Here is a 6,163-nt window from a genome sequence, read left to right as displayed (position 1 = left end):
CGCGCCGGATTCCGGTGGACTACGGTTCGCACACCCCGCAGGTGGAGTCGATCAGGGATGCCCTGTTGGAGCTGGCGGCGCCGGTGGCGCCGCGCGCGGCGCAGGTGCCGATGTACTCCACGGTCACCGCGGAGCTTCTGGCGGACGGCGGCGCGGATGCCGACTACTGGTACCGCAACCTGCGCGAGCCCGTCCGCTTCCAGCAGACCGTGCGGGCGCTGGCCGACGCGGGCCACGGCGTCTTCGTGGAGGTCAGCCCGCACCCCGTGCTGACCTCCGGAATCGAGGAGAGCCTGGCGGACCTCTCACCCGGGCCCGTGGTCGTCGGCACCCTGCGGCGCGACGACGGCGGCCGCGGCAGGCTGCTGACCGGGCTGGCGGAACTCTTCGTGGCCGGGGCCCCGGTGGACTGGCCGAGCACGCTCGACGGCGGCCGGCCCGTGGACCTGCCCACCTACGCCTTCGACCGGCAGCGCTACTGGCTGGACGCGCCCCCGCCCGCCGAGGGCACGGCGGACTCCGGCACCGACGGCGCGTTCTGGTCGGCGGTGGACGGCGGGGACACCGAAGGGCTCGCCTCCGAACTGGGCGTCGCGGACGACGCGGTGCGCTCCTCGCTGGCCGTCGTCCTGCCCGCCCTCTCCGCCTGGCACCGGGAGCGGCGCGAGGAATCCGCCGTGGACGCCTGGCGCTACGGGATCGAGTGGGTGCCGGTGGCGGAGGCACCGGGCCGGCTGGACGGCACCTGGCTGCTGGCCGTCCCCGAGGAGCGCGCCGACGACCCGACGGTGCGCGCCATCGCCGCGGGCGTCGAGCGCCGCGGCGGCGCCGTCCAGTGGCTCCCGCTCCCCGCGGAGCCGACCGAGGACACCGGGAACCCGGGGGCCGCCCCGTACCCGGAGGAGATCGCCGGGCGGCTGCGCGCCCTGGAGGGGCACGAGCGGGCCGCCGGAGTGCTCGCACTGACCGGCTGGGACGAGGAATCCCACCCGGCACACCCGGGCGTGCCCCTCGGCTTCACCCGCACCCTGGGACTGATCCAGGCCCTGGCCGCCTCCGCCGTCACGGCCCCGCTGTGGTGCGTCACCAGCGGCGCGGTCACCACCGGGAGCCCCGGCGAACTCACCGGGCCCCGGCAGGCCATGGTGTGGGGACTGGGCCGGGTGGCGGCCCAGGAGTACCCCGACCGCTGGGGCGGGCTGATCGACCTGCCGGCCGAGCCCGGGGAGCGGGACGTCGACCGGCTGTGCGCGCTGCTGTCCGGCGAGTCGGGGGAGGACCAACTGGCGGTGCGCCCCTCCGGCGTACGCGCCAGGAGGCTCGTACGCACCGCGGCCTCCGCGGGGCGCGGCGACACCTGGCCGACCCCCAAGGGCACCGTGCTCATCACCGGCGGCACCGGGGCGCTCGGCGGCCACCTCGCGCGCCGGCTCGCGGCCCGGGGAGCCGAACACCTGCTGCTGCTGAGCCGGAGCGGCCCCCGGGCCGAGGGCGCCGATCGGCTGCGGGCCGAACTGACCGAAACGGGCACCCGGGTGACCATCCTGTCCTGCGACGTGGGCGACCGCGAGGCGCTGGCGGCCGCACTGGCCACCATCCCGGACGAGCTGCCGCTGACCGCGGTCTTCCACACCGCGGCCGCCCTGGACGACGGCCCCCTGGAGACACTGACCTTGCCCCGTGTGGCGGCGGCGCTGCGGTCGAAGGCCGGCGCCGCCTGGAATCTGCACGAGCTGACCGCGGCCGCGGACCTGTCGGCGTTCGTGCTCTTCTCGTCCACCGCGGGCACCTTCGGCGCCGCCGGCCAGGGCAACTACGCCCCCGGCAACGCCTATCTGGACGCACTGGCCTGGTACCGCAGGGCCCACGGGCAGGTGGCGACCTCCATCGGCTGGGGCGCGTGGGACCAGGGCGGCATGGCGGAGCAGGACGCCGTCGCCGACCTGCGCCGCAGGCACGGAGTGCCGCTCATGTCCCCCCGGCGTGCCACGCTCGCCATGGAGCGGGCCCTGGCCGGGGACGACGCCTTCGTGGTCCTCGCGGACATCGAGTGGGACAAGTTCCGGCTCGCCTACACCGCCGCCCGGCCCAGCCCGCTGCTGTACGGCCTGCCGGAGGTCGCCCGCCACCGGGAACCGGCCGCGGACCGGCAGGGCGACACCGCCGGCCGATCGGGCCCCGCACTGGCCGAGCGCCTGCGCGGCCTGGCCCGCACGGAGCGGGACCGGGTGCTGCGCGAGGCGGTCCGTGGCCACGCCGCGGCCGTCCTGGGCCACGACGGAGCGGAATCGGTGCCGCTCACCCGGCCGTTCGGCGAGCTGGGCCTGGACTCGGTGACCGCGGTGGAGCTGCGCAACCGGCTCGGGAAGGCCGTCGGCCACAAGCTGCCCGCCGGCCTGATCTTCGACTACCCGACGGTCGCCGCCCTCGTCGCCTACCTCCACGACCTGCTGCTGGGCGACGAGACATCCACCAGCCCGGTGCTGGACGAACTGGACCGCCTGGACGCCGAGCTGGCCGGCCTGCGCGACGACGACCCGGCCAGGGGAGAGGTGGCCGAGCGGCTGGAGAAGCTGCTGCGCCGGGTGAGCCCCGACTCGGTCGTCACGTCGGGCGGCGCCTCCGGGCAGGGCTGGGACCTGACGGGCGCCTCCCAGGACGAGGTGTTCGCGATGATCGACGAAGAGCTGGGGGAGCCGTGATCCGGACCGGCCGGACGCCCCGCGCGCCGGCCCCCTGACCCGGCCCGGAACACCTCTGCCCACTTCAGTGCTGCGAAGGATGGACCCGTCCCCCATGGCGAATGAAGAGAAGCTCTTCGACTATCTCAAGCGCGTGACCGCGGAGCTGAAGGAGACCAAGTCACGGCTGCGCGAGGTGGAGTCGGCGGCCCTCGAACCGGTGGCGATCGTCGGCATGAGCTGCCGCTACCCGGGGGGCGTGGCCTCGCCCGAGGAGCTGTGGCGGCTGGTGGCCGACGGCACCGACGCCATCTCCCCGCTCCCCGCCGACCGCGGCTGGGACGTGGCGGGCCAGTTCGACGTGACGGGCGAGCGCCCGGGCACCTCGTACGTGGCGGAGGGCGGATTCCTGCACGAGGCGGCCGAGTTCGACGCCGCCCTCTTCGGGATCTCGCCGCGCGAGGCGCTGGCCATGGACCCGCAGCAGCGGCTGCTCCTGGAGACCTCCTGGGAGCTGCTCGAACGCTCCGGCATCGCCCCCACCGCGCTGCGCGGCAGCGACACCGGCGTCTTCGTGGGCTCCAGCTTCCACGGCTACGGCGACCGGGCCACGGCCCCCGACGAGGTGCACGGCTATCTGCTCACCGGGCGCGCCGACAGCGTCATCTCCGGGCGGATCTCCTACACCCTCGGCCTGGAGGGCCCGGCGCTCACCGTCGACACGGCCTGCTCGTCCTCGCTGGTGGCGCTGCACCTGGCGGTCAGCGCACTGCGGCGCGGCGAGTGCTCGCTGGCGCTCGCCGGCGGGGTGATGGTCATGGCGACCCCCGAGGTGTTCGTCGAGTTCAGCCGCCAGCAGGGGCTCTCCCGCGACGGCCGCTGCCGCGCCTTCGCGGACAGCGCGGACGGCACGGGCCTCGGTGAGGGCGTCGGACTGCTGCTGGTGGAGCGGCTGTCGGACGCGCGCCGCAACGGCCACCGGGTGCTGGCCGTCATCCGGGGCAGCGCGGTGAACCAGGACGGCGCCTCCAACGGCCTGACCGCGCCCAACGGCCCCTCCCAGCAGCGCGTCATCCGGCGGGCTCTGGACGACGCGGGGCTCGCCCCCGCCCACGTGGACGTGGTCGAGGCGCACGGCACCGGCACCACCCTCGGCGACCCCATCGAGGCCGACGCCCTGCTGGCCACCTACGGCAAGGACCGGCCGCGGGAGCGCCCCGTGCTGCTCGGCTCGGTCAAGTCCAACATCGGCCACACCCAGGCGGCCGCGGGTGTCGCGGGCGTCATCAAGATGGTCGAGGCCATGCGGCACGGCACCGTCCCCAGGACGCTGCACGTGGACGAGGCCACCCGCCACGTGGACTGGGCCTCCGGCGCCGTCGAGCTGGTGACCGACAACCGGCCCTGGCCGGACACCGGCCGGCCGCGCCGGGCCGCCGTGTCCTCCTTCGGGGTGAGCGGCACCAACGCGCACATCATCATCGAGGAGGCCCCGGCCACCGAGCCCGCCGACACCACCGGGCCGGCCGATTCCGCCGTGCCCGCCGACGCCGCCGTGCCCGCCGACGCCGCCGGGCCGGCCGATTCCGCCGAGCCCGCCGAGCCCGTCGATTCCTCCGGGCCCGAGGGCGGGCCCGTGGAGGAGCCGGCGCCCGCCGGGGTGGTGGCCGCCGGCGCCGTGGTGCCCTGGCCGGTCTCCGGGCAATCGGCCGCCGGGCTGCGTGCGCAGGCGGCCCGGCTGCGCGAGTTCGCCGCCGCGTCGGAGGCGGCCACCGCCGACGTCGGCTGGTCCCTGGCCACCACACGGGCGGGCCTGGAACACCGCGCCGTGGTGCTCGGCGGCGACCTGGAGGAACTCGCCGCGGGCCTGGCCGCGGTGGAGAGCGGCGAGCCCGCCGCCGGCGTCGTCTCCGGTGTCCTGTCCGGCGAGCCCCCCTCCGACGTGGTGTTCGTCTTCCCCGGCCAGGGCGCCCAGTGGGCGGGCATGGCCACCGAACTCCTGGACGCCTCGCCGCCGTTCGCGGCCCGCTTCGAGGAGTGTGCGGCGGCCCTGGCGCCGCACATCGACTTCTCGCCGCTCGACGTGCTCAGGCAGCGGCCGGGGGCGCCGTCCCTCGAGCGGGTGGACGTGGTCCAGCCCCTGCTGTGGGCGGTCATGGTCTCCCTGGCACACCTGTGGCGCCGGCACGGTGTCGAACCGTCCGCCGTGGTGGGCCACTCCCAGGGCGAACTGGCCGCCGCCGTCGTCGCCGACGTGCTCTCGCTGGAGGACGCGGCCCGTATCGTGGCCCTGCGCAGCCGGCTCATCGGCCGGGAGCTCGCGGGCCGGGGCGGCATGGTCTCGCTGCCGCTGACCCGGGAGGCGGCCGAGGAACTCATCGCCCCCTGGGACGGCCGCATCGGCGTCGCCACCGTCAACGGCCCGCAGTCCACGGTCGTGGCCGGCGAGACGGCGTCGCTGGACGAGCTGATGGCCACCTGCGAGCGGGACGGGACACGCGCCCGCCGCATCCCGGTGGACTACGCCTCCCACACCGCCCAGGTCGAGCAGTTGCGCGAGGCCCTGCTGGAGCTGGCCGCGCCCACCACCGCGCGCCCGGCCCGGGTGCCGATGTACTCCACCGTCACCGCCGAACTCCTCGCGGACGGCGCGGCCGACGCCGCGTACTGGTACCGCAACCTGCGCGAGCCGGTCCGCTTCCATGACACCGTACAGACCCTCGTCAGGGCGGGCAGCACCGTCTTCGTCGAGGTCAGCGCCCACCCGGTGCTGACCGCGGCGGTCGAGGACACCGGCAGCGCGCTGGGCGGCGAGGTCGTCGCGGTGGGCACCCTGCGCCGCGACGAGGGCGGACCTCGGCGGCTGCTGACCGCGCTCGCGGAGCTGTGGGTCCAGGGCGTCGAACCGGACTGGCAGGCGGTCTTCGCCGGGTCCGGGGCCGGGCGGGTCGAGCTGCCCACCTACGCCTTCCAGCGCCGCCGCTACTGGCTGGACGGCTCGGGCGGCGCCGCGGACGTCGCCGGCGCCGGGCTGTCCGCGCTCGGCCACCCGCTGCTGTCCGCGGGCATCGCGCTCGCCGGCGGCGAGGGCTACGTCTGCACCGGCCGCCTGGGCACCGACTCCCACCCCTGGCTCGCCGACCACACGGTCGCGGGACGTGCCGTCGTGCCCGCCGCCGTCCTGCTCGAACTGGCCCTGCACACCGGCGGACACCTGGGCGCCGACCGGCTGGACGACCTGGAGCTGCACCGGCCCCTGGTGCTGCCCGACGCCGCCCCCGGCGCCGCGAGGGGCGTCGACATCCAGGTCGTCGTGGACGCGCCGGACGAGCGCGGCGGCCGCCGCGTACGGGTCTTCGCCGACGCCGACGCGCCCGACGACCCGGAGCGCGCCTGGACCCTGCACGCCACCGGCACCCTCGGCCTCGCGACCGGCGCCACGACCCCCGACGCGTCGCCGGCCGGCGCCTGGCCGCCACCCG

General features: G+C 76.3%; 2 protein-coding genes. Both read left to right on the top strand.

What is annotated here, in order from left to right:
• The coding region (locus BBH68_RS32310; protein WP_141713114.1) for an SDR family NAD(P)-dependent oxidoreductase at nucleotides 1-2,702 on the top strand (2,702 nt) is incomplete at its 5' end.
• 94 nt (nucleotides 2,703-2,796) lie between these two features.
• Nucleotides 2,797-6,163, top strand: a 3,367-nt coding sequence (locus tag BBH68_RS32305; protein WP_141713113.1) for a type I polyketide synthase, incomplete at its 3' end; no start/stop codon positions are given.

It is taken from the genome of Streptomyces sparsogenes, assembly GCF_001704635.1.
In the GTDB taxonomy this organism is placed as follows: Bacteria; Actinomycetota; Actinomycetes; order Streptomycetales; family Streptomycetaceae; genus Streptomyces; species Streptomyces sparsogenes.
Note: the sequence above shows the minus strand (reverse complement) of the source record. Positions and strands in the feature narration are given on the sequence as shown.